The sequence below is a fragment of the Mycolicibacterium chubuense genome, from assembly GCF_001044255.1.
Lineage (GTDB): Bacteria > Actinomycetota > Actinomycetes > Mycobacteriales > Mycobacteriaceae > Mycobacterium > Mycobacterium chubuense.
In genome coordinates this window covers 197,089-220,587 of sequence record NZ_JYNX01000058.1, presented here as the reverse complement: position 1 = coordinate 220,587, position 23,499 = coordinate 197,089, and the positions used below count along the sequence as shown (strand labels likewise).

The 23,499-nt window shown below is 69.1% G+C and carries 21 protein-coding genes; 14 read left to right on the top strand and 7 right to left on the bottom strand.

Annotated features, from left to right (window positions below; translation table 11 throughout):
* Positions 1 to 5 precede the first annotated feature (5 nt).
* The 4 genes from purN to MCHUDSM44219_RS19820 all read left to right on the top strand — a co-directional run bounded on the left by purN (position 6) and on the right by MCHUDSM44219_RS19820 (position 5,665).
* Positions 6 to 635, top strand: a complete 630-nt coding sequence (gene purN / locus MCHUDSM44219_RS19835; RefSeq protein WP_048419939.1) for a phosphoribosylglycinamide formyltransferase — start codon at positions 6 to 8, stop codon at positions 633 to 635.
* Complete coding sequence (gene purH, locus MCHUDSM44219_RS19830) at positions 632 to 2,206, top strand: bifunctional phosphoribosylaminoimidazolecarboxamide formyltransferase/IMP cyclohydrolase (RefSeq protein WP_048419938.1); 1,575 nt, start codon at positions 632 to 634, stop codon at positions 2,204 to 2,206. Before purN ends, purH begins: the two co-directional genes overlap by 4 nt.
* A 101-nt stretch (positions 2,207 to 2,307) precedes the next feature.
* Entirely contained in the window at positions 2,308 to 3,699 is a 1,392-nt protein-coding gene (locus tag MCHUDSM44219_RS19825; protein ID WP_048420024.1) for a sigma 54-interacting transcriptional regulator, read from the top strand.
* Positions 3,692 to 5,665, top strand: coding sequence for a VWA domain-containing protein (locus tag MCHUDSM44219_RS19820; protein ID WP_048419937.1), 1,974 nt, complete (start codon positions 3,692 to 3,694; stop codon positions 5,663 to 5,665). Before MCHUDSM44219_RS19825 ends, MCHUDSM44219_RS19820 begins: the two co-directional genes overlap by 8 nt.
* Before the next feature lie 15 nt (positions 5,666 to 5,680).
* Here MCHUDSM44219_RS19820 and MCHUDSM44219_RS19815 read toward each other — a convergent pair whose 3' ends face one another.
* The 7 genes from MCHUDSM44219_RS19815 to MCHUDSM44219_RS19785 all read right to left on the bottom strand — a co-directional run bounded on the left by MCHUDSM44219_RS19815 (position 5,681) and on the right by MCHUDSM44219_RS19785 (position 14,736).
* Complete coding sequence (locus tag MCHUDSM44219_RS19815; protein ID WP_048419936.1) at positions 5,681 to 6,262, bottom strand: DUF1707 SHOCT-like domain-containing protein; 582 nt, start codon at positions 6,260 to 6,262, stop codon at positions 5,681 to 5,683.
* 92 nt (positions 6,263 to 6,354) lie between these two features.
* Positions 6,355 to 7,119, bottom strand: a complete 765-nt coding sequence (locus MCHUDSM44219_RS19810; protein ID WP_048419935.1) for an enoyl-CoA hydratase family protein — start codon at positions 7,117 to 7,119, stop codon at positions 6,355 to 6,357.
* Positions 7,119 to 8,279, bottom strand: a complete 1,161-nt coding sequence (locus MCHUDSM44219_RS19805; RefSeq protein ID WP_048419934.1) for an acyl-CoA dehydrogenase family protein — start codon at positions 8,277 to 8,279, stop codon at positions 7,119 to 7,121. Before MCHUDSM44219_RS19805 ends, MCHUDSM44219_RS19810 begins: the two co-directional genes overlap by 1 nt.
* A complete protein-coding gene (locus MCHUDSM44219_RS19800) occupies positions 8,276 to 10,240 on the bottom strand; it encodes an acetyl/propionyl/methylcrotonyl-CoA carboxylase subunit alpha (RefSeq protein WP_048419933.1) in 1,965 nt (654 codons plus the stop codon). Before MCHUDSM44219_RS19800 ends, MCHUDSM44219_RS19805 begins: the two co-directional genes overlap by 4 nt.
* Positions 10,241 to 10,322: 82 nt before the next feature.
* Complete coding sequence (locus tag MCHUDSM44219_RS19795) at positions 10,323 to 11,909, bottom strand: acyl-CoA carboxylase subunit beta (RefSeq protein ID WP_048419932.1); 1,587 nt, start codon at positions 11,907 to 11,909, stop codon at positions 10,323 to 10,325.
* On the bottom strand, positions 11,906 to 13,054 hold the full coding sequence (locus MCHUDSM44219_RS19790) for an acyl-CoA dehydrogenase family protein (RefSeq protein WP_048419931.1): 1,149 nt from the start codon (positions 13,052 to 13,054) through the stop codon (positions 11,906 to 11,908). Before MCHUDSM44219_RS19790 ends, MCHUDSM44219_RS19795 begins: the two co-directional genes overlap by 4 nt.
* A complete protein-coding gene (locus MCHUDSM44219_RS19785) occupies positions 13,051 to 14,736 on the bottom strand; it encodes an acyclic terpene utilization AtuA family protein (RefSeq protein WP_048420023.1) in 1,686 nt (561 codons plus the stop codon). Before MCHUDSM44219_RS19785 ends, MCHUDSM44219_RS19790 begins: the two co-directional genes overlap by 4 nt.
* A 276-nt stretch (positions 14,737 to 15,012) precedes the next feature.
* Between MCHUDSM44219_RS19785 and rpmF the strand changes: the two genes are divergently transcribed.
* The 10 genes from rpmF to MCHUDSM44219_RS19740 all read left to right on the top strand — a co-directional run bounded on the left by rpmF (position 15,013) and on the right by MCHUDSM44219_RS19740 (position 23,486).
* Positions 15,013 to 15,186 (top strand): 50S ribosomal protein L32, encoded by a 174-nt coding sequence (gene rpmF / locus MCHUDSM44219_RS19780; protein ID WP_048420022.1) that lies wholly within the window; start codon positions 15,013 to 15,015, stop codon positions 15,184 to 15,186.
* A gap of 85 nt (positions 15,187 to 15,271) precedes the next feature.
* Positions 15,272 to 15,958, top strand: a complete 687-nt coding sequence (locus MCHUDSM44219_RS19775) for a response regulator transcription factor (RefSeq protein ID WP_048420021.1) — start codon at positions 15,272 to 15,274, stop codon at positions 15,956 to 15,958.
* A complete protein-coding gene (locus MCHUDSM44219_RS19770) occupies positions 15,958 to 17,412 on the top strand; it encodes a HAMP domain-containing sensor histidine kinase (RefSeq protein ID WP_048419930.1) in 1,455 nt (484 codons plus the stop codon). Before MCHUDSM44219_RS19775 ends, MCHUDSM44219_RS19770 begins: the two co-directional genes overlap by 1 nt.
* Before the next feature lie 159 nt (positions 17,413 to 17,571).
* The gene (locus MCHUDSM44219_RS19765; protein WP_048419929.1) at positions 17,572 to 18,924 is read left to right on the top strand and encodes a S1C family serine protease; all 1,353 of its coding nucleotides are present in this window, start codon (positions 17,572 to 17,574) and stop codon (positions 18,922 to 18,924) included.
* 29 nt (positions 18,925 to 18,953) lie between these two features.
* Positions 18,954 to 19,499 carry a MogA/MoaB family molybdenum cofactor biosynthesis protein gene (locus MCHUDSM44219_RS19760; RefSeq protein WP_178044639.1) on the top strand — a complete coding sequence of 182 codons (546 nt, stop codon included), beginning with the start codon at positions 18,954 to 18,956 and terminating at the stop codon, positions 19,497 to 19,499.
* A gap of 160 nt (positions 19,500 to 19,659) precedes the next feature.
* On the top strand, positions 19,660 to 19,818 hold the full coding sequence (locus MCHUDSM44219_RS30385) for a hypothetical protein (protein ID WP_165762030.1): 159 nt from the start codon (positions 19,660 to 19,662) through the stop codon (positions 19,816 to 19,818).
* Positions 19,819 to 20,207: 389 nt separating this feature from the next.
* Positions 20,208 to 20,849 carry a porin MspA gene (locus MCHUDSM44219_RS19755; RefSeq protein ID WP_048419928.1) on the top strand — a complete coding sequence of 214 codons (642 nt, stop codon included), beginning with the start codon at positions 20,208 to 20,210 and terminating at the stop codon, positions 20,847 to 20,849.
* A 92-nt stretch (positions 20,850 to 20,941) separates the two neighbouring features.
* Complete coding sequence (locus MCHUDSM44219_RS19750; RefSeq protein ID WP_048420020.1) at positions 20,942 to 21,583, top strand: porin MspA; 642 nt, start codon at positions 20,942 to 20,944, stop codon at positions 21,581 to 21,583.
* A gap of 324 nt (positions 21,584 to 21,907) precedes the next feature.
* Positions 21,908 to 22,549, top strand: a complete 642-nt coding sequence (locus tag MCHUDSM44219_RS19745; protein ID WP_048419927.1) for a porin MspA — start codon at positions 21,908 to 21,910, stop codon at positions 22,547 to 22,549.
* A gap of 295 nt (positions 22,550 to 22,844) precedes the next feature.
* Positions 22,845 to 23,486, top strand: coding sequence for a porin MspA (locus MCHUDSM44219_RS19740; RefSeq protein ID WP_048419926.1), 642 nt, complete (start codon positions 22,845 to 22,847; stop codon positions 23,484 to 23,486).
* The last annotated feature ends 13 nt before the right edge of the window (positions 23,487 to 23,499 follow it).

Sequence of the window (23,499 nt, the reverse complement as noted above, 5' to 3'; positions counted from 1 at the left end):
CTGCCGTGCAGCCAGAGGTCCGGGTTCCCCCGAGCGCGCCGGCGCGGCTCGTGGTGCTCGCCTCGGGCACGGGCTCGCTGCTCGCCTCGCTGCTGAAGGCCGCGGTCGGCGACTACCCGGCCCGCGTGGTGGCTGTCGGCACCGACCGCGACTGTGCCGCGCTGGAGATCGCCGAGGCGGCGTCGGTGCCCACCTTCACCGTGCCGCTGCGCGCGTATCCGGACCGGGCCGCGTGGGACGCCGCGATCACCGAGGCCACCGCCGAGCACACCCCGGACCTGGTGGTGTCGGCGGGCTTCATGAAAATCTTTGGACCGGAATTTCTTTCGCGCTTCCCCGGGCGGGTGGTCAACACCCATCCCGCGCTGCTGCCCGCGTTTCCCGGCGCACACGCTGTCGCCGACGCCCTGGCCTACGGTGTGCGCGTCACCGGGTGCACCGTGCACCTGGTCGACGCGGGAACCGACACCGGCCCGATCGTCGCGCAGCAGGCCGTGCCCGTGCTCGACGGCGACGACGAGGCGACGCTGCACGAACGCATCAAGGTAATCGAACGAGAACTTCTGGTGGATGTCCTGGCGGCGCTGGCCACCCGCGGCGTCACCTGGACGGGACGAAAGGCGACCATAGGATGACCGACGACGACGGCAGGCGGCGCATCCGTCGCGCCCTGATCAGCGTGTACGACAAGACCGGCCTGGTGCCGCTGGCGCAGGGCCTGCACGAGGCCGGGGTCAGCATCGTGTCCACCGGTTCGACGGCGAAAACCATTGCCGGTGCCGGTGTTCCGGTCACGCCGGTGGAGGAGGTCACCGGGTTCCCGGAGGTGCTCGACGGCCGGGTCAAGACCCTGCACCCGCGGGTGCACGCCGGGCTGCTGGCCGATCAGCGCAAGCCCGAGCATGTCTCGGCGCTCGCCGATCTCGGGGTCGAACCCTTCGAACTCGTTGTGGTGAACCTCTACCCGTTCACCCAGACCGTGAACTCCGGCGCCGGGGTCGACGAGTGCGTGGAGCAGATCGACATCGGTGGTCCGTCGATGGTGCGGGCTGCGGCGAAGAACCATCCGAGCGTCGCGGTGGTCGTCGAACCGCTCGGCTACGATGGCGTGCTGGCCGCGGTGCGCGCCGGCGGTTTCACCCTCACCGAGCGGAAGAAGCTGGCGGCGTTGGCTTTCCGGCACACCGCCGAGTACGACGTGGCAGTGGCGTCGTGGATGGAGTCCGTGCTGGCCCCCGAGGAGGGCGGCTCGGCCGCACTGGCGCCGTGGTTCGGCGCGACGTTCCGCCGCACGGCGGAGCTCCGGTACGGCGAGAACCCGCACCAGCAGGCGGCGCTCTACAGCGATGACGGTGGCTGGCCGGGGCTGGCGCAGGCCGAACAGCTGCACGGCAAGGAGATGTCCTACAACAACTACACGGACGCGGATGCGGCGTGGCGCGCCGCGTTCGACCACGAGGACATCTGCGTGGCGATCATCAAGCACGCCAACCCGTGTGGCATCGCGGTGTCGTCGGTGTCGGTGGCTGATGCCCACCGCAAGGCCCACGAATGCGATCCGCTGTCGGCGTTCGGCGGCGTCATCGCCACCAACACCGAGGTCAGCGTCGAGATGGCCGAGACGGTGGCGGGCATCTTCACCGAGGTCATCGTCGCGCCCGCCTACGAGCCGGGCGCGGTCGAGGTGCTGCGGGGCAAGAAGAACATCCGCATCCTGGTGGCGTCCGAGCCGCAGCCCGGCGGCACCGAGTTCCGTCAGGTCAGCGGTGGCCTGCTGGTGCAGCAGCGCGACGCCGTGGACGCGCCGGGCGACGACCCCGCGAACTGGACACTGGCCACCGGCACGCCCGCCGACCCCGCCGTGCTGGCCGACCTGGTGTTCGCATGGCGCACCTGCCGGGCGGTCAAGTCCAACGCGATCGTCGTCGCCAAGGACGGCGCCACGGTCGGCGTCGGCATGGGTCAGGTCAACCGCGTCGATGCCGCGCGCTTGGCGGTCGAGCGCGCCGGGGATCGCACGCAGGGCGCCGTCGCGGCGTCCGACGCGTTCTTCCCGTTCCCCGACGGGCTCGAGACGCTGATGCGGGCCGGCGTGACGGCCGTGGTGCATCCCGGTGGTTCGGTGCGCGACGACGAGGTGACTGCGGCCGCGGCCGAGGCCGGGGTGACGCTGTACCTGACCGGGGCGCGTCACTTCGCGCACTAGGCGGGCCGACGTCGGCGGCGAGCGTGCGCAAAATGCCAGCGTGGCGCGGTGTGTTGCGGACAGACACGCCCGCTCGCGCAGAACAGTCGTAGCGTGGAGTGGTGACATCACCTAACGACCTTCCCCGTACCGTCGGTGAGCTGCGCGCCTCCGGGCATCGCGAGCGCAGCGTCAAGGCCGAGATCCGGGAGAACCTGCTGGCGGCGTTGAGTTCGGGCGCGACGGCAGAGCAGATCTGGCCGGGCATCCTCGGCTTCGACGACACCGTCATCCCTCAGCTGGAACGCGCGCTGATCGCCGGCCACGACATCGTCCTGCTCGGCGAGCGCGGCCAGGGCAAGACCCGGTTGCTGCGCGCACTGAGCGGTCTTCTCGATGAATGGACCCCGGTGATCGCGGGCGCCGAACTCGGCGAGCACCCCTACAGTCCGATCACGCCGGAGTCGATCCGGCGGGCCGCCGACTCGGGTGAGGACCTGCCGATCAGCTGGCGCCACCGCAGCGAGCGCTACACCGAGAAGCTCGCCACGCCCGACACCAGCGTCGCCGACCTGGTGGGCGACATCGACCCGATCAAGGTCGCCGAGGGCCGCAGCCTCGGTGACCCCGAGACCATCGCCTACGGGCTGATCCCGCGGGCACACCGCGGCATCGTCGCCGTCAACGAGTTGCCCGACCTGGCCGAGCGCATCCAGGTCGCGATGCTCAACGTGATGGAGGAGCGCGACATCCAGGTCCGCGGCTACACACTGCGGCTGCCGCTCGACGTCCTCGTCGTCGCCAGCGCCAACCCCGAGGACTACACGAACCGCGGCCGCATCATCACCCCGCTCAAAGACCGGTTCGGCGCGGAGATCCGCACGCACTACCCGCTCGAACTCGACGCCGAGGTCGGCGTGATCTCCCAGGAGGCGCACCTGGCTGCCGAGGTCCCGCCCTACCTGCTGGCCATCCTGGCCCGGTTCGCGCGGGCGCTGCGCGAATCCACCGCTATCGACCAACGTTCCGGCGTCTCGGCCCGCTTCGCCATCGCCGCAGCCGAGACCGTCGCCGCGTCCGCGCGGCACCGCGCCGCGCTACTCGGCGAACAAGACCCGGTGGCGCGCGTCGTCGACCTCGGCACCGTGATCGACGTGCTGCGCGGCAAGCTGGAATTCGAGTCCGGCGAGGAGGGCCGCGAGCAGGCGGTGCTCGAACATCTGCTGCGGCGCGCGACGGCCGAGACGGCCCAGCGGCTGCTCGGCGGCATCGACGTCGGCCCGATCGTCACCGCGGTGGAGAACGGCTCGCCCGTGACGACGGGGGAGCGGGTGTCCGCCCGCGAGGTGCTCGCCGCGCTGCCCGAGGTGCCCGCGGTGGCCGAGATCCAGCGCCGCCTCGAGGCGTCCTCGGAAGGTCAGCGGGCCGCCGCGATCGAGCTGGCGCTCGAGGCGCTCTACCTGGCCAAGCGGATCGACAAGGTGTCCGGAGAGGGCGAAACCGTCTATGGCTAAACGACTATCGCGTTACTCGCGATACACCGGCGGGCCGGATCCGCTGGCGCCGCCGGTCGATCTGCGCGAGGCGCTGGAGGCCATCGGCCAGGACGTGATGGAGGGCACGTCGCCACGGCGAGCGCTGTCGGAGTTGTTGCGGCGCGGGTCGAAGACCATGCCGGGCGCGGACAAGCTGGCTGCCGAGGCCAACCGGCGGCGACGGGAGTTGCTGCAGAACAACAACCTCGACGGCACGCTCGCCGACATCAAGAAGCTGCTCGACGAGGCCGTGCTCGCCGAACGCAAGGAGCTGGCCCGCGCGCTCGACGATGACGCCAGATTCGGAGAGCTGCAACTGGATTCGCTGTCGCCGTCGCCGGCCAAAGCGGTGCAGGAGCTCTCCGAATACGAGTGGCGTTCGCCCGAGGCGCGCGAGAAGTACGACCAGATCAAGGATCTGCTCGGACGCGAGATGCTCGACCAGCGGTTCGCCGGCATGAAGGAGGCGCTGGAGAACGCCACCGACGAGGACCGTCAGCGTGTCAACGACATGCTCGACGACCTCAACGAGCTGCTCGACAAGCACGCCATGGGTGAAGACAGCCAGCAGGACTTCGAGAACTTCATGGCCAAGCACGGCGAGTTCTTCCCGGAGAACCCGCGCAACATCGACGAGCTGCTCGATTCTCTGGCCAAGCGGGCGGCCGCCGCGCAGCGCTTCCGCAACAGCCTCTCCGAGCAGCAGCGTGCCGAGCTGGACTCGCTGGCGCAGCAGGCGTTCGGTTCACCCTCGCTGATGAACGCGCTGAACCGGTTGGACGCCCACCTGCAGGCGGCCCGGCCGGGGGAGGACTGGGACGGTTCGCAACGGTTCTCCGGCGACGATCCGCTGGGCATGGGGCAGGGCGCGCAGGCGCTGGCCGACATCGCCGAGCTCGAGGAGCTCGCCGAGCAGCTCTCCCAGAGCTATTCGGGCGCCACGATGGACGATGTCGACCTCGACATGCTCGCCCGTCAGCTCGGCGACGAGGCCGCCGTGAACGCACGTACACTGGCCGACCTGGAACGCGCGCTGATGAATCAGGGTTTCCTGGACCGCGGCGCCGACGGGCAGTGGCGGCTGTCACCCAAGGCCATGCGGCAGCTCGGTCAGACCGCGCTACGCGATGTGGCGCAGCAACTCTCGGGTCGGCACGGCGAACGCGACACGCGGCGGGCCGGCGCGGCGGGGGAGCTCACCGGTGCGACGCGGCCCTGGCAGTTCGGCGACACCGAGCCGTGGAACGTCACCCGCACACTGACCAATGCGGTGCTGCGCGAAGCCGGTACGGGTACCCGCACGGGCAGCATCAGCCTCACCGTCGACGACGTGGAGATCTCCGAGACCGAGACCCGCACCCAGGCCGCGGTCGCGTTGCTGGTCGACACGTCGTTCTCGATGGTGATGGAGAACCGCTGGTTGCCGATGAAGCGCACCGCGCTGGCCCTCAACCACCTCGTCAGCACCCGGTTCCGGTCCGACGCGTTGCAGATCGTGGCGTTCGGCCGCTATGCGCGCACCGTGACCGCCGCCGAACTGACCGGTCTGGAAGGCGTCTACGAGCAGGGCACCAACTTGCACCACGCGCTGGCGCTGGCGAGCAGGCACCTGCGGCGGCACCCCAACGCGCAGCCGGTGGTCCTCGTCGTCACCGACGGTGAGCCGACCGCGCACCTCGAGGACTTCGACCGCAATGGAAGTCCTGCTGTGTTTTTCGATTACCCGCCGCACCCCCGCACGATCGCGCACACCGTGAAGGGTTTCGACGAGGTGGCGCGCCTCGGTGCGCAGGTGACGATCTTCCGGCTCGGCAGCGATCCGGGGCTCGCGCGGTTCATCGACCAGGTGGCCCGGCGGGTGGGCGGCCGTGTCGTGGTGCCCGATCTGGACGGTCTCGGCGCGGCGGTGGTCGGCGACTACCTGGGGTCGAAGCGACGCCGGTGACCGGATGGGCGCAGCTCAGGCGGTGGACTTGCGCTTCTTGCGCTTGACCGCGACGCTGCCCCACAGCGCGAAACCGGAGATCCGCACGCACGGCGCACCGGGTGACCCCTCGCCGTCGATGTTCTGGTCGAAGCTGCCCATCACCGCGATGCCGCGCAGATCGACGTTGACCTCCGGCGGCACCAGGATGGTCTGCCCGCCCATGATCGTGTAGCACCGGATCTCGACGTCGTGCGCGGTGAAGTCGGCGTACCGCAGGTCGATCACCCCGCCGCCCCACAGCGCGAAGGTGGTCAGCCGGTTCGGGACGTTCCAGCGGCCGCGGCGCTCGTAGCCGCTCAGGATCGCCAGCAGGGTGCTCGACGGCGCGGGCCGGCAGGTGCCGCCGCGACCGCGGGTGACCGCGCCCGGAAGGTCGGCCGACAGGCGGTCCAGCTCGTCGTAGGTCTGTGCCGCGTACGCCTTGGCCAGCCGGTTCTCGAATTCGGTCAGGCCGATCTTCCCGGTCGCTGCGGCATCGGTGAGCAGCTGCGCCACCTGGATACGGTCGGTGTCCGCAGCCCGCACCGACCTGCTCCGGGACGCAGGACTACTCATTGTGACCCTTTGCTGTTCGCGCATCCGCACATCGCCCACCAGGCTACGACGATCGTCGGCACATGCAAGCGCCTTGGCCAAACTGTGAGGTGTCAGCCGACCCAGCGCGGCGGACGCTTCTCCAGGAACGCGAGCATGCCCTCGCGGGCCTCGTCGGAGACGAACAGCGCGGCCGAACGCGCCGTCAGCTCGTCGGCCCGCCGGTCGAAGTCGGCCAGGATCGCCGCGGTGGTCAGCGCCTTCGATTCGGCCAGGCCCTGCGGAGAGCCCAGCGCGACAGCGGCGGCCAGGTCGGCCACCGCTGTGTCGACATCGTCGGCGGCGACGGTCACCAGCCCGATCTGCGCGGCGACGTCGGCGCCGAACTTCTCGCCGGTGAGGAAGTACCGCCCGGCGGCGCGCGCCGTCAGTTTCGGCAGCAGCGTCAGCGAGATGATCGACGGCGCCACCCCGATCCGAGCCTCGGTGAGCGCGAACGTGCTCGCCGGGCCCGCCACCACGATGTCGCACGCCCCGACCAAGCCGAACCCGCCGGCCCGCACGTGCCCGTCGATCGCGCCGATCACCGGCATCGGCGACTCGAGAAGGCGGCGCAGCAGCCGCGTCATCTCCCGGGCGCGGTCGACGGCGAGCTCGGACGGGTCGCGGCCCGCGGCCTCGCTGAGGTCGGCGCCGGCGCAGAACGTGCCGCCGGTGTGCCCGAGCACCACGACTCGCACGTTCGGGTCGGCGGTGGCCTGGTCGAGTCCGGCGTGCAGTTCCCCGACCAGGGCGGTGGACAGTGCGTTGCGGTTGTGCGGCGAGTCGAGGACCAGCCGCGCGACCGCACCGTCGCGCGAGTAGGCAATGAGTGGCATCAGTAGGACCGGGGCAGCCCGAGGGACGTCTGGGCGATGAAGTTGAGCACCATCTCGCGGCTGACGGGAGCGATGCGGGCCAGCCGCGACGCCACCAGCACCGACGCGATGCCGTACTCCTTGGTCAGCCCGTTGCCGCCGAAGCACTGCACGGCCTGGTCGACGGCGCGCACCGACGCCTCGCCCGCGGCGTACTTGGCCATGTTCGCCGCCTCGGCGGCACCCACGTCGTCGCCGGAGTCGTACAGGCCGGCGGCCTTCTGCATCATCAACTTCGCCAGCTCGATCTCGATATGGTTCTGCGCCAACGGATGCGACAGGCCCTGGTGCGCGCCGATCGGCGTCTTCCACACCTGCCGGGTCTTGACGTAGTCGACCGCCTTGTCGATCGCGAAGCGGCCCATGCCGACCGCGCTGGCGGCGCCCATGATCCGCTCGGGGTTCAACCCGGCGAACAGCTGGGCGATCGCCGCGTCCTCGGACCCGACCAGCGCGTCGGCGGGCAGCCGGACCTCGTCGAGGAACACCTGGAATTGGAACTCGGGGCTGACGATCTCCATCGGGATCTTGGTGTACGTGAACCCCGGGGTGTCGGTCGGCACCACGAACAGCGCCGGCTTCAGGTTGCCGGTCTTGTGGTCGGCCGTGCGGCCGACGACGAGCACCGCCTGGGCCTGGTCGACGCCGGAGATGTACACCTTCTGGCCGGACAGGATCCAGTCGCTGCCGTCGCGGCGCGCGGTGGTGGTGATGCGGTGGGAGTTGGAGCCGGCGTCGGGTTCGGTGATCGCGAACGCCATCGTGATCGTCCCGTCGGCGATGCCGGGAAGCCAGCGCTTCTTCTGGTCCTCGGTGCCGTACTTGGCGATGATCGTGCCGTTGATCGCGGGGGACACCACCATCATCAGCAGCGCCGACCCCGCCGCGGCCATCTCCTCCATGACCAGGCTGAGCTCGTACATGCCGGCGCCCCCACCGCCGTACTCCTCGGGCAGGTTCACCCCGATGAAGCCGAGCCGGCCCGCCTCGGCCCACAGCTCGTCGGTGTGCTGCCCGGCGCGTGCCTTCTCCAGGTAGTAGTCCTGCCCGTAGTTCGCGGCCATCGCCGCGACCGCCTTGCGCAGGGCCTGCTGTTCCTCGGTCTCGATGAATCCGGTCATGGAGCCTCTCCTGAATCGACGCGCGCCAGCACGGCGCCTACTTCCACCTGCGTTCCAGCGGTGACGTTGAGTTCGGCCAGCACCCCGTCGGCGGGCGCGGCGATGGTGTGTTCCATCTTCATCGCCTCGAGCCAGACCAGCGGCTGCCCCGCGGTGACCGTGTCGCCGACGGCGGCGCCGATCCGCAGCACCGAGCCGGGCATCGGGGCCAGCAGGGAGCCGTGCGCGACGGCGTCGGCGGGATCCGGGTACCTCGGCAGCGCGACCAGATGCACCGAGGAGCCCGGTGAGTCGACGAACACGTCGTCTCCGTATCGGGCGACGTGAAACGGCCGGTCGACCGCACCCACGGTCAGCACCACCTGCTCGGGTGTCGCCGACACCAGCGCGATGTCGTCGTGACCGGTGATCCGCACACCATCGCGGGTGAAGCGGTAGATCACCTCGCGGGTCTGGCCGTCGTCGTCGGCGTAGCTCTTGGCCTGCCCGGCCGACGCGAGATTGCGCCAGCCGCTGGGCACTCCGGCGAAAACTGTTGCGGTGGATCGGTTGTGCGCCGCATCGGCCAGTGCGGCCGCGACGGCCGACAGGCGCACCGTCGCGGCGTCGGTGACGGGCGCGGCGAGCGCGTCCAGCCCGTGGGTGTCGAAGAACGCCGTGTCGGTGGCGCCGGCGAGGAACGCCGGGTGGCGCAGCACATTGACCAGCAGGTCGCGGTTGGTGCGCACGCCGTGCAGCCGGGTGCGGGTCAGCGCGTCGGCCAGCAGCGCCGCCGCCTGGGCGCGGGTCGGCGCCCAGGAGATCACCTTGGCGATCATCGGGTCGTAGAACACCGAGATCACCGAGCCGTCGACGACCCCGGAATCCAGGCGCACCCCGACCCGGCCGGTCGAGCCGAACTGCGTGCTCGCCGTCGGGACGTCGAAGCGGTGCACGGTGCCCGCCTGCGGCTGCCAGTTCTTGGCGGGATCCTCGGCGTAGAGCCGCGCCTCGACCGACGCGCCGGTCGACACCGGCGGCTCCGGATCCAGTGGGGCGCCGTCGGCGACCGCCACCTGCAGTTCGACCAGGTCCAGACCCGAGGTGAGTTCGGTGACCGGATGCTCGACCTGCAGCCGGGTGTTCATCTCCAGGAAGAAGAACGCTCCCTCGTCATCAGCCATGAACTCGACCGTGCCCGCACCGGTGTAGCCGATCGCGGTGGCTGCCAGCCGCGCCGCTTCGAAGAGCTTGTCCCGCATGCCCGGAGTCCGCTCCACCAGGGGCGAGGGCGCCTCTTCGATGATCTTCTGGTGGCGGCGCTGGATCGAGCACTCCCGCTCGCCGACCGCCCAGACGGTGCCGTGCGCGTCGGCCATCACCTGTACCTCGACGTGATGGCCGGCGTCGAGGTAGCGCTCGCAGAACACCGTCGGGTCACCGAACGCCGACTGCGCCTCCCGCTGGGCGGCCTCGACCTGGGCGGGCAGGTCGGCGAGATCGCGCACGACGCGCATACCGCGGCCACCACCGCCCGCCGACGCCTTGATCAGCACCGGCAGCATGTCGGCAGTCACCGTGTCGGGGTCGAGCTCGTCGAGCACCGGTACGCCGGCGGCGGCCATCATCTTCTTGGCCTCGATCTTCGACCCCATGGCCGCGACCGCCGCGACCGGCGGGCCGATCCACGTCAGACCGGCGTCGATCACCGCGGCCGCGAAATCCGCGTTCTCCGAGAGGAATCCGTAGCCGGGATGGATGGCGTCGGCCCCGGCGACCTGCGCGGCCGCGATCAGCTGGCCGGCATCGAGATAGCCGCGGGTGCCTTCGAGTCGGACCCGGGCGTCGGCCTCGGCGACGTGCGGCGCAGTGGCGTCGGGATCGGTGTACACCGCGACGGTGCCGATCCCGAGGCGTCGGCAGGTGGCGAAGACGCGCCGCGCGATCTCCCCGCGGTTGGCGACCAGGACTCGGGTGATCATCGTGTTCCTCCCACGGCGATTTCGGCGTGCAGGGTTGCGCTCACCGCGACTCGCCACGCCGAAATCGCAACCATAGGGGCCCTCACATCCGGAAGACGCCGAAGTTCGACGTCCCCTCGACCGGACCGTTCGCGATGGCGGACAGGCACATTCCCAGCACGGTGCGGGTGTCTCGGGGATCGATGACACCGTCGTCGTAGAGCCGTCCGGACAGGAACATCGGCAGCGACTCGGCGTCGATCTGCGCTTCGACCGCGGCCCGCAGCGCGGCATCAGCGGCCTCGTCCACCTGCTGCCCGCGCGCCTCGGCGGCGGCCCGGCTGACGATCGACAGCACACCCGCCAACTGGGTGCCGCCCATGACCGCGGACTTGGCACTCGGCCAGGCGAACAGGAACCGGGGATCGTAGGCGCGCCCACACATGCCGTAGTGCCCCGCACCGTAGGACGCTCCGATGAGCAGGCTCAGGTGCGGGACGGTGGAGTTCGAGACGGCGTTGATCATCATCGAGCCGTGCTTGATCATGCCGCCTTCCTCGTAGTCCTTGCCCACCATGTAGCCGGTGGTGTTGTGCAGGAACAACAGTGGCATGTCGGAGCGGTTGGCGAGCTGGATGAACTGGGTGGCCTTCTGCGACTCCTCGGAGAACAGCACACCCCGGGCGTTGGCCAGGATGCCGAGCGGATACCCGTGCAGCGTCGCCCATCCGGTCACCAGCGAGCCGCCGTAGAGCGGCTTGAACTCGTCGAACTCCGAGCCGTCGACGATGCGCGCGATCACGTCGCGCGGGTCGAACGGGATGCGCAGATCCGGCGGCACGATGCCGAGCAGTTCTTCGTCGTCGAACAGCGGCGCGGTGAACGGCTTCGGGGCCGGGCCCTGCTTGCGCCAGTTCAGCCGTGCGACGATGCGGCGGCCGATGCGCATCGCGTCGAGTTCGTCGATGGCAAAGTAGTCCGCCAGACCCGATGTGCGGGCGTGCATCTCGGCCCCGCCGAGTGACTCGTCGTCGGACTCCTCCCCGGTGGCCATCTTGACCAGCGGCGGCCCGGCGAGGAACACCTTCGAGCGCTCCTTGATCATCACGACGTGGTCGGACATCCCGGGGATGTAGGCCCCGCCGGCCGTGGAGTTGCCGAACACCAGCGCGATGGTCGGGATGCCTGCGGCCGACAGTCGGGTGAGGTCGCGGAACATCTGTCCGCCCGGGATGAAGATCTCCTTCTGGGTGGGCAGGTCCGCGCCGCCCGACTCGACGAGGGAGATCACCGGCAGCCGGTTCTGCAGTGCGATCTGGTTGGCGCGCAGGATCTTCCGCAGCGTCCACGGGTTGCTGGTGCCGCCCTTGACGGTGGGATCGTTGGCGACGATCAGGCATTCGACGCCGCTGACGGCGCCGATGCCCACGACGACGCTCGCACCCACCGTGAAATCGGTGCCCCACGCGGCGAGCGGGCTGAGCTCCAGGAACGGCGAGTCGGGATCGACCAGGGCCTCGATGCGTTCGCGGGCGGTCATCTTGCCGCGGGCATGGTGACGGCTGACGTACTTCTCCCCGCCGCCGGCCAGTGCCTTGGCGTGTTCGGCCTCGAGTTCGGCGAGTTTGGCCGACATCGCCTCGGCCGCCTCGCGATAGGCGGGTGACCGGGTGTCGATCGCTGACGTCATGCCTGGAAGCCCAGCGTCTTGGCGGCCAGCCCGGTCAGGATCTCGGTGGTGCCGCCGCCGATGCCCAGGATGCGCATGTCGCGGTACTGCCGCTCGATCTCGGACTCGGCCATGTACCCCATGCCGCCAAACAGCTGCACCGCCTGATTGGCCACCCATTCGCCGGCCTCGACCGCGGTGTTCTTGGCGAAGCACACCTCGGTGATCAGATTGGTCTCGCCCGCGAGCTGTCGTTCGACGACGCTGCGGGTGTAGACGCGGGCCACGTCGATGCGGCGCGCCATCTCGGCGAGCGTGTTCTGCACCGACTGGCGCGCGATCAGCGGCTTGCCGAAGGTCTCGCGGTTGCGGCACCAGTCGACGGTCAGGTCCAGGCAGCGTTGCGCGCTCGAATACGCCTGCGCGGCAAGGCCGACCCGCTCGGAGACGAACGCCGCCGCGATCTGAAGGAAACCGGTGTTCTCGGGGCCGACGAGGTTGGCCACAGGCACCCGGACGTCGGTGTAGGACAGCTCGGCGGTGTCCGACGACCGCCAGCCCATCTTGTCGAGCTTGCGGCTGACCTCGAAACCGGGGGTGCCTTTGTCCACGACGATCAGCGAGACACCGGCCGCGCCCGGTCCGCCGGTGCGCGCCGCGGTGACGACGTAGTCGGCCCGTACGCCCGAGGTGATGTAGGTCTTGGCGCCGTTGAGCACATAGTCGTCACCGTCTCGGAGAGCCCGGGTGGTGAGGTGTCCGACGTCGGAGCCGCCGCCGGGTTCGGTGATCGCCAGCGAGCCGATCTTCTCGCCGCGCAGAGTGGGACGCACGTACTGGTCGATCAGCCGCTCGTCACCGGAGGCGATCATGTGCGGCACCGCGATGCCGCAGGTGAACAGCGACGCGAACACGCCGCCGGGCGCGCCCGACTGGTGCATCTCCTCGCAGATGACCACCGCGTCGGCGCCGTCGCCGCCCTCACCGCCGGCCGCCTCGGGGAAGCCGGCGCCGAGCAGGCCCGCCGCGGCGGCTTTGCGGTGCAGGTCGCGGGGGAGTTCGCCGACGCGCTCCCACTCCTCGACGTGGGGCAGCACCTCGCGTTCGGCGAAGGCGCGCACGGTCTTTCGCAGATCCTCCCGCTCCGGGGTGGTCCAGATGTTCACGGCAGCAACTCCTCGGGGATGTCGATCCTTCGGCTGCGCAGCCATTCGCCCAGCCCTTTGGCCTGCGGGTCGAAGCGCGCCTGATAGGCGACGCCCTGACCCAGGATGTCCTCGATGACGAAGTTGACGGCGCGCAGGTTGGGCAGCAGATGCCGGGTCACCGGCAGCTCGGCCGCCTCGGGTAGCAGCTCACGCAACCGGTCGACGGTCAGCGCCTGCGCCAGCCAGCGCCACTCGTCGTCGGTGCGCACCCACACCCCGACGTTCGCGCTGCCGCCCTTGTCCCCGCTGCGGGCCCCGGCGATGGTGCCGAGGGGGACGCGTCGGGTCGGGCCGAACGTGCCGGGCTCCGGCAGTGCGGCGTCGGGGAGCGGCTCGAGCTGCAGGGTCTCTGCCGCCGGCGCGATGTCGACCCTGGTGCCGTCGGCGTGCACGGCGACGTGGGGCACCTGCTCGGTGGGCACGTAGCCCGCGGTGAAGACTCCGTAGACCTGCCCGTCGCCGGGCGGCGCCGTGCTGGTGAAGCCGGGGTAGCTGGCGAGGGCCAGTTCGACTGCGGCCGAGGAGAACTGGCGGCCGACGGTGGCGGCGTCGGCGTCGCGGGCGACACACCGCAACAGCGCGCTGGCGGTCTGCTCGGTGTCGGCGTCGGGGTGGTCGGTGCGGGCCAGGGACCACTGCAGCTCCGCGGGTCGCTTTGTGAGGCTGTCCTCGAGCTGGCGGCGCACCAGCGCGGCCTTGGCGTCGATGTCGAGCCCGGTCAGCACGAACGTCATCTCGTTGCGGAACCCGCCGAGGCTGTTGAGGCTGACCTTGAGGGTGGGCGGCGGCGGCTCGCCGGTGACGCCGGCGATGCGGACTCGGTCCGGTCCGTCCTCGGACAGCTCGATGCTGTCGACACGCAGCGTGGCGTCGGGGTTGGCGTAGCGGGCGCCGCCGATCTCGTAGAGCAGTTGCGCGGTGACGGTGCCGATCGTGACGGCGCCACCGGTGCCGGGATGTTTGGTGATGACCGAGGAGCCGTCGGCGTGGATCTCCGCGATCGGGAAGCCCGGGCGGGTCATGTCGGCGATCTCGCCGAAGAAGGAGTAGTTGCCGCCGGTGGCCTGGGTGCCGCATTCGATGACGTGCCCGGCGGCGACGGCCCCGGCGATGCGGTTGTGGTCGGTGCGGCTCCATCCGAAGTGCGCCGCGGCAGGCCCGACGATGACCGATGCGTCGGTCACCCGGCCGGTCACCACGACATCGGCACCCGCGCCGAGGCAGTCCACGATGCCCCACGCACCCAGGTAGGCGTTGGCGGTCAGCGGCCGGCCCAGACCCAGCTCGTCGGCCCGCGGAAGAAGGTCGTCGCCCTCGACGTGCGCGACCGACACGGACAGACCCAGCCGGTCGGCCAGCGCACGCACGTCCCGGGCGAGGCCCGCCGGGTTGAGGCCGCCGGCATTCGCGACGATGCGCACCCCGCGCTCCTGGGCGATGCCGAGGCATTCCTCGAGTTGGCGCAGGAAGGTCTTGGCGTAGCCGCGGTCGGGGTTCTTCATGCGGTCGCGGCCGAGGATGAGCATCGTCAATTCGGCGAGATAGTCGCCGGTCAGGAAGTCGAGCTCACCACCGGTGAGCATCTCGCGCATCGCTGACAGCCGGTCGCCGTAGAAGCCGGAACAGTTGCCGATCCGCACCGGCACGCGATCCGACACCGTCGTCACGCACTCTCCCGTCGTCGAGCCCGACCTGGTCGACCAACCAGCTTGACCAACCAACCGGTAGGTTAGCGGGTACCGGCGGTAGCACGTCAACCCCTCACCGGTCTCGAGTGTGTCGCGTCCCCGGCGCTGCCGGCGGAGTTTGGAGCCCGTCCAGCTCACCGGCTATCCTGGTGACCAATTGCCAGGGTCCGGCAGGTCCGCCGCCCGCAGGCAGTGTCCCGGACACCCCGATAGATGGAGAGCTCGATCATGGCTGTGCCGAAGCGCAGGATGTCGCGCGCGAACACCCGTAGCCGGCGCGCGCAGTGGAAAGCCACCCGCACCGAACTCGTCGGCGTCACCGTCGCAGGTCAGCAGCACAAGGTGCCGCGGCGGCTGCTCAAGGCCGCCCGCCTCGGCCTGATCGATCTCGACCGCCGCTAACCGCGACGCCGAGTAGCGAAAACGCTCAGGTTCAACGCGGCGCGCCTCTCAGCACTCTCTCAGACACGGGGTTGAGACTGTGGCGGTGCGGATACTTGTCGTCGATGACGATCGCGCGGTGCGCGAATCCCTGCGCCGCTCCCTGTCCTTCAACGGATATTCGGTCGAACTGGCACAGGACGGCCGCGAGGCACTCGATCGGATAGCCAGCGACCGCCCCGACGCGGTTGTCCTCGATGTGATGATGCCGCGCCTCGACGGGCTCGAGGTGTGCCGTCAGCTACGCAGTACGGGCGATGACCTCCCGATCCTGGTGCTGACCGCCCGTGACTCGGTGTCCGAACGGGTCGCCGGGCTGGACGCCGGCGCCGACGATTACCTCCCCAAGCCGTTCGCGCTCGAGGAGTTACTGGCGCGCATGCGCGCGTTGTTGCGCCGCACCAGCCCCGAGGACTCGAGCGAGTCGGCCGCGATGACTTTCGCCGACCTGTCCCTCGACCCCGTCACCCGTGAGGTAACCCGTGGCGACCGGTCGATCAGTCTCACTCGCACCGAGTTCGCCCTTCTGGAGATGCTGATCGCCAACCCCCGCCGGGTGCTGACGCGCAGCCGCATCCTCGAAGAGGTATGGGGCTTCGACTTCCCGACCTCGGGTAACGCGCTCGAGGTCTATGTCGGCTACCTGCGGCGCAAGACCGAGGCCGAGGGGGAGCCGCGGCTCATCCACACCGTGCGCGGTGTGGGGTACGTGCTGCGCGAGACCCCGCCCTGATGCAGCCGCACCCGGATGCCGCGTGGCCGGGTCAGCCGCCACCCGTGCCGCAGTCGGCAGGGAGCTCGGTGTCGCTGCGATGGCGGGTGATGCTGCTCGCGATGTCGATGGTGCTGATGGCCGTCGTCCTGATGGGCGTGGCCGTCTACGCGGTGGTTTCTCGGGCGCTCTACGACGACATCGACACCCAGCTGATGAAGCGCGCGCAGCTGCTCATGGACAGCGGGGCGTTGGAGATCGATCCGGGCAAGGCCATCGAGGGAACGGCCTACTCGGACATGAACGCGATGCTGGTGATCCCCGATCGCGCCGGCTACCAGACCCCGGACAGGATCCCGCTCGGCGCCCCCGAGAAGGACGTGATCGCCGGCAATCTCGCGATGTCGCGGCGCACCGTCAGCCATCAGCGCGTGCTGGCGCTGCACTTCACGAACGGATCCTCGCTGCTGCTCTCGAAGAGCCTGGGCCCGACCGGGGAAGTGCTGAAACGCACCAGCAATGTCCTCCTCGTGGTCGGTGGCATCGGGGTGGCGATCGCCGCGATCGCCGGCGGGATGGTGGCCAGCGCCGGGCTACGCCCAGTCGGCCGGCTCACCCAGGCAGCCGAACGTGTCGCACGCACCGACGACCTCAGACCGATACCGGTGGTCGGGCACGACGAACTCGCCCGGCTCACCGAGGCTTTCAACATGATGCTGCGGGCCCTGGCCGAATCACGCGAGCGCCAGGCCCGATTGGTGACCGACGCCGGTCACGAACTCCGCACCCCGCTGACGTCGCTGCGCACCAACGTCGAACTGCTGATGGCCTCGATGAAGCCCGGCGCCCCCCGTATCCCGGAAGAGGAGATGGCCGACCTGCAGGCCGACGTGGTGGGGCAGATCGAGGAATTGTCCACTCTCGTCGGCGATCTCGTCGACCTGACCCGCGAGGACGCCGGCCGGGTGGTGCACGAGACGGTGGAGATGGCCGAGATCATCGACCGGTCGCTCGAGCGGGTTCGTCGGCGGCGCAACGACATCGAGTTCGACGTGTCGATCACGCCCTGGCAGGTGTACGGCGACGCCGGGGGGCTGGGCCGCGCGGTGCTCAACCTGCTCGACAACGCAGCCAAGTGGAGTCCCACCGGCGGGCGGGTCGGTGTGCGCCTCGCGCAGATCGACCCCGGACATGCCGCGCTCGTCGTCTCGGACATGGGACCCGGAATCCCGCCGCACGAACGCGATCTCGTGTTCGAACGGTTCTACCGGTCGGACACGGCGCGGGCGATGCCGGGCTCGGGCCTGGGCTTGGCGATCGTCGCGCAGGTGATCTCCAAGCACGGCGGCACGCTGGCGGTGACCGACACCGCTCCGGGCGGCCAGCCGCCGGGCACGTCGATGCACGTGGTGCTGCCCGGACGCCCGTCGGTGCCGAGCGCTGACGCGACACGCGGGGACCGATCCTCGCGGTGACGCGTGCCGCCAGCGACGATGGGAGATAGATGACCGGGCGGAGTTCTGTGCGTGTACCGATCGATCTCTCAGAGCATTCTCAGCGCGTCTGGGCACTGTAGGACCAACACCGTTCGTTGTAGAGACAACGCACCTACTCGAGGAAGACACCGCAGCGACATGACCAACCACCCGAGGTACTCACCGGCTCCGCAGCCGGGTCACCAGCCCGGAATGCAGGGCCAGGTGCCGCCCGGACAGGTCGGCCCGCAGCGCTCCGGATCCTATGAGCAGCAGGGCGGCTGGGACTGGCGGTACGCGACCGAGCAGCAACGGCAGGCCTACCGGTCCCCGTACGACCCCTACCCGGGTGCCCCGATGCCGGGCCAGTACCCGCAGCCCGGGATGCCGCCTGTCGCTCCGCAGCCCCGGAAGCGTTCGCGCGCAACGGGATTGGCGATCGGTGCGGTGGCCATCGCGGTCGTCTCCGCCGGTGTCGGTGGCGGTGTCGCGACCCTGGTGCACCCCGACCACAGGCTGGGCGGCATCAGCGCATCAGGCGCGGCGCCGAGCGTGCCCGCGGCCAGCGTGCCGGCGGGTTCGGTCGAGCAGGTCGCCGCGAAGGTGGTGCCCAGCGTCGTCAAGCTCGAAGTGAACGAGGGCCGGCAGTCCGAGGAGGGATCCGGGGTGATCCTGTCCACCGACGGGCTGATCCTGACCAACAACCACGTGGTCGCCGCGGCGGCCGGTACGCCCGGCGGTCCGGCCGGTCCGGAGACGAAGGTGACGTTCTCCGACGGCAAGACGGTGCCGTTCGACATCGTGGGCACAGATCCCGGCAGTGACATCGCGGTGGTGCGCGCCAAGAACGTGTCGGGGCTGACGCCGATCGCGATCGGCTCGTCGGCGAATCTCCGTGTCGGGCAGGACGTCGTCGCCGTCGGCTCGCCGCTCGGTCTGGAGGGCACCGTCACGACGGGCATCATCAGCGCCCTCAACCGTCCTGTCGCCGCCGGCGGTGACGCGCAGAACCAGAACACGGTGCTCGACGCCATCCAGACCGACGCCGCGATCAATCCCGGTAACTCCGGCGGCGCGCTGGTCAACATGAACGGCGAACTGGTCGGCATCAACTCAGCGATCGCCACCATGGGCGCCGACGCCGGCGCCGCGCAGGGCGGCTCGATCGGTCTGGGCTTCGCGATTCCGGTCGACCAGGCCAAGCGGATCGCCGACGAGCTGATCCAGACCGGCAGTGCGTCGCGCGCGTCGCTCGGCGTGCAGGTCGGTAACAACGCCGGCGGCGACGGCGCCAAGATCGTCGAGGTCACCCCCGGCGGGGCGGCGTCCTCGGCGGGGCTGCCCGCCGGTGTCGTGGTGACCAAGCTCGACGACCGGGTCATCGACAGCGCCGACGCGCTCGTCGCCGCCGTCCGCTCCAAGGCCCCGGGAGACAAGGTGTCGCTGACCTTCCTGGATCAGGCCGGAAAGCCGCAAACCGTCGACGTCACGCTCGGCAAGGCGGCCCAGTGACGACGGCACCCGGTCGCTCCCGCCCGACTCTGCTGGTGGCTGCGCCGTTGTCCGTGCCGGGTTATACGGTTGTGCCCATGGAACAGCCGCACACGTTGGTCGGCCGGGCACTCGTCGTCGTCGTCGACGACCGCACCGCCCACGGGGACGAAGAGGATCACAGCGGACCGCTGGTCAGCGAGTTGCTGGGGGAGGCCGGCTTCGTCGTCGACGGCGTGATCGTGGTGTCCTCCGACGAGGTCGAGATCCGCAATGCGCTCAACACCGCGGTGATCGGCGGTGTCGACCTGGTGGTGTCGGTCGGCGGCACCGGGGTCACACCGCGCGACGTCACCCCCGAGGCCACCCGCGATCTGCTCGACCGCGAACTCCTGGGGATCGCCGAGGCCGTCCGCGCGTCCGGGCTCGCGGCCGGCACGGCCGACGCCGGGCTGTCCCGCGGACTGGCCGGCGTGTCCGGCAGCACGCTGGTGGTGAACCTGGCGGGCTCGCGCGCCGCGGTACGCGACGGTATGGCCACCCTCGGGCCCCTCGCCGCGCACATCATCGCGCAGCTATCCAGTTTGGAGATCTAAGCGCCATGGACTGGCAGCGGCTAGTCCCCACGCGGGTCGGCAGGGCATTCCCGTCGGCCCGCGTTCGCGTGTCACCTTCGCTGCCGCGACCTGCACTGTTAACGGCAGGTGAACTGACATGGGCGCAAGAATGTGATCTTCGTCACACAGGATCGGTCCGATGACCGAACCGACCCGCCCGACGCCCGATGCAGTTAACAAGATCTTCGGGAATCCCCTGCCTGACACCCCGATTGAGGAACGCGATCCGCAATCGCCGGACGACGACTCCGAGCGCGATCGCTGGCTGCGGGACAACGTTCCGCCGCATCACGGCTGACCAGTAGGTTCGTCACAGCCCCATTTCAGGTAACTGCTGTAACGGCGGCCACACCAGACACGAAGAGGTTGGTGCGGGGTCAAGATCAGCGACGGTTTTCATCGGCCCATCCCCGTCGTCGCGAGGAGGGGGTGCTGGATCAGCGGGGAATCGCCAGCAAACGTCGCATGCGTTGTGCCCTTCATGACACCACCGGGGCGTACGCGTTGCCGGTCGGATGCCTCCTCGTTATGTTCCTCGTGTCATCGAGATGAGTGATTCGTAAGAACGGCATGTGGACTTTTTAATTCCACTCACATGAAGTTCTTGCGAGGTGTGTGGTGTAGCTGTTGGCCAGGCACGAACACCGGTACCCCGCCAGGGGGCCGTTCTATGGAGCAAGGGAGAACATGAAGGCAATCAGTCGGGTGCTGATCGCGATGGTTGCGGCCATCGCGGCGTTGTTCGTGAGCACTGGCACCTCTCACGCAGGGCTGGACAATGAGCTGAGCCTGGTCGACGGCCAGGGTCGGACGCTGACGATCCAGCAGTGGGACACGTTCCTCAACGGTGTGTTCCCGCTCGACCGCAACCGCCTCACTCGCGAGTGGTTCCACTCGGGCAAGGCGGTTTACAACGTGGCCGGCGAGGGCGCTGACGACTTCGAGGGGACGCTGGAGCTCGGCTACCAGATCGGCTTCCCGTGGTCGCTGGGCGTGGGCATCAACTTCAGCTACACGACTCCGAACATCGCTTTCGACGCGCAGGACTTCGTCAGCCCCGGCGCGATCGACCTGTTCCCCGGTATCTCGACTCCGCCGCTGTTCCCCGGCGTGTCGATCTCGGCTGACCTGGGCAACGGCCCGGGCATCCAGGAGGTCGCCACCTTCACCGTGGACGTGACCGGTCCCAACGGCGCCGTCGCGGTGTCCAATGCGCACGGCACGGTGACCGGCGCTGCCGGTGGTGTGCTGCTGCGTCCCTACGCGCGGCTCATCTCGTCGGCTGGTGACAGCGTCACCACCTACGGCGAACCCTGGAACATGAACTGACCCTGTAAGGCATCGCTCCACGGGGCGCGGCGAAGTGCCGGTCAATGAGACCGGCACTTCGTCGTCCTCACTCCACTCTTCGAAGGATGAACATGAAGGCAATCAGTCGGGTGCTGATCGCGATGGTTGCGGCCATCGCGGCGTTGTTCGTGAGCACTGGTACCTCTCACGCAGGTTTGGACAATGAGCTGAGCCTGGTCGACGGCCAGGGTCGGACGCTGACGATCCAGCAGTGGGACACGTTCCTCAACGGCGTGTTCCCGCTCGACCGCAACCGGCTGACCCGCGAGTGGTTCCACTCGGGCAAGGCGATGTACAACGTGGCCGGCGAGGGCGCCGACGACTTCGAGGGCACGCTGGAGCTGGGCTACCAGATCGGCTTCCCGTGGTCGCTGGGCGTGGGCATCAACTTCAGCTACACGACTCCGAACATCGCCTTCGACGGCCAGGACTTCGTGAGCCCCGGCTCGATCGACCTGTTCCCCGGTATCTCGACCCCGCCGCTGTTCCCCGGCGTGTCGATCTCGGCTGACCTCGGCAACGGCCCGGGCATCCAGGAGGTCGCCACCTTCACCGTGGACGTGACCGGTCCGAGCGGCGCTGTCGCGGTGTCCAACGCGCACGGCACGGTCACCGGCGCTGCCGGCGGTGTGCTGCTTCGCCCGTTCGCGCGGCTCATCTCGTCGGCTGGTGACAGCGTCACCACGTACGGCGAACCGTGGAACATGAACTGACCCACACCTTTTCAGTACGAGAGCGGCCTCTGACACTGTCAGGGGCCGCTTCTCGTTGTGTCGCACCGGTTGTGCATCGGACCATGGTGCGATCGCTCCCTGTGGCCAGCCTGGCAATCGGTTACCAAAGTGCTTGTGAGCCCGGCAGTGCGGTCGTATCCACCCCTATGTTTTCTTCTGTCAACGATGAACGAATCGTGAGAATGGCATGTGGGCTTCCTCATTTCCCCTCATGTCGCTCTTGCGAGGTGGTGACAGAACGCCAGGCATGGACAACTCGGAGCCCCGACCCGGGGTTTTCCGTTCACATGAGCAAGGGGAGACATGAAAGCAATCAGTCGGGTGCTGCTAGCGATGGTTGCGGCCGTCGCGGCGTTGTTCGTGAGCACTGGCACCTCTCACGCAGGGCTGGACAATGAGCTGAGCCTGGTCGACGGCAAGGGCCGCACCCTGACGATCCAGCAGTGGGACACCTTCCTCAACGGCGTGTTCCCGCTGGACCGTAACCGGCTGACCCGCGAGTGGTTCCATTCCGGTAAGGCGGTGTACAACGTCGTCGGTGACGGCGCCAAGGATTTCGCGGGCACCCTGGAACTCGGATACCAGATCGGCTTCCCGTGGTCGCTGGGCGTGGGCATCAACTTCAGCTACACCACCCCCAACATCGCGCTCGACGCACAGGATTTCGTCAGCCCCGGCAACATCGACCTGTTCCCCGGTATCTCGACGCCGCCGCTGTTCCCCGGTGTGTCGATCTCGGCCGATCTGGGCAACGGTCCCGGCATCCAGGAAGTCGCGACGTTCTCGGTGGACGTCGAGGGTGATCACGGCGCGGTGGCGGTGTCCAATGCGCACGGCACCGTGACGGGCGCTGCCGGTGGTGTGCTGCTGCGGCCCTACGCGCGGCTCATCTCGAAAGACGGCGACAGTGTCACCACCTACGGCGAGCCGTGGAACATGAACTGACGCTCTGCATCTGTCCACGAGGCGGCCCCCGGCATATGCCGGGGGCCGCCTTGCTCTGGGGCTCTCCACTCCGTCGATCATCCGCGGCGCAGCTGNCGGCCCCCGGCATATGCCGGGGGCCGCCTTGCTCTGGGGCTCTCCACTCCGTCGATCATCCGCGGCGCAGCTGTGGCCGCGCTGCCAGTTGGTTACCAAAAGGCCTGCGACGCAAGCGGTGTGCCCGTATCCCGCTTACGTTCGACTCCTCAACGGGGAGAGATCGATCAGCAGTCACCGTCGAAGGGCCAAGGAGAGCATGAAGACATTGATTCGGATACTGGCCGCTTTCGGCGTGAGCGTGGCTGCGCTGTTGGTGAATGCAGGCACGTCGCATGCGGGACTGGACAATCAGTTGAGCCTGGTGGACGGTCAGGGGCGCACGCTGACGATCCAACAGTGGGACACCTTCCTCAACGGGGTGTATCCGCTGGACCGCAACCGGTTGACCCGGGAGTGGTTCCATTCCGGCAAGGCCGTCTACACCGTCGTCGGCGACGGGGCCAAGGACTTCGCCGGCACATTGGAACTCGGGTACCAGATCGGTTTCCCGTGGTCGCTGGGCGTGGGCATCAACTTCAGCTACACCACCCCCAACATCGCGCTCGACCAGCAGGATTTCATCAGCCCGGGGCGCGTCGACCTCTTTCCGGCCATCTCGACGCCACCGCTGCTTCCCGGTGTTTCCTTCTCGGCCGACCTGGGTAATGGTCCCGGCATCCAAGAGGTCGCGACGTTCTCGGTGGACGTGAAGGGAGACCATGGGGCGGTGGCGGTGTCGAATGCGCACGGCACCGTGACGGGCGCAGCGGGCGGTGTGCTGCTGCGGCCGTATGCGAGGCTGATCTCGTCGGCAGGCGACAGCGTCACCACCTACGGGGACCCCTGGAACATGAACTGACGCAACGGCCCCT